The 239-nt window shown below is 39.7% G+C and carries 1 protein-coding gene; it reads left to right on the top strand.

Translation table 11 applies throughout. The features are described from left to right. Positions 1-239, top strand: a 239-nt coding sequence (locus SB786_RS37555; RefSeq protein ID WP_410731754.1) for a hypothetical protein, incomplete at both ends; no start/stop codon positions are given.

Genomic DNA, 239 nt, shown 5'->3' with positions numbered 1-239 from the left:
AACAGAGCGGTTACTCAAGGTACTAATACATTATCATTTAATGGAACTGCAACGAATGCATTTTCTGTAGATGGAACTACATTCTCTGTAGATGCATCGAATAATAGAGTAGGGATAGGAAGTGCAGCACCTACAAGTAAACTAACCATAGTAGATGCTACAAATGCCAATCAATTTCAAGGGATCGCTTCGGTTTTGGCTAATAATCTTACTCAGGGAGTGGGAATTGGATGGTCTGG

Origin of the sequence: Burkholderia sp. SIMBA_062 (genome assembly GCF_046534765.1) — a bacterium.
GTDB lineage: Bacteria > Pseudomonadota > Gammaproteobacteria > Burkholderiales > Burkholderiaceae > Burkholderia > Burkholderia ambifaria.
This window is presented reverse-complemented; position numbering and strand designations above follow the sequence as displayed.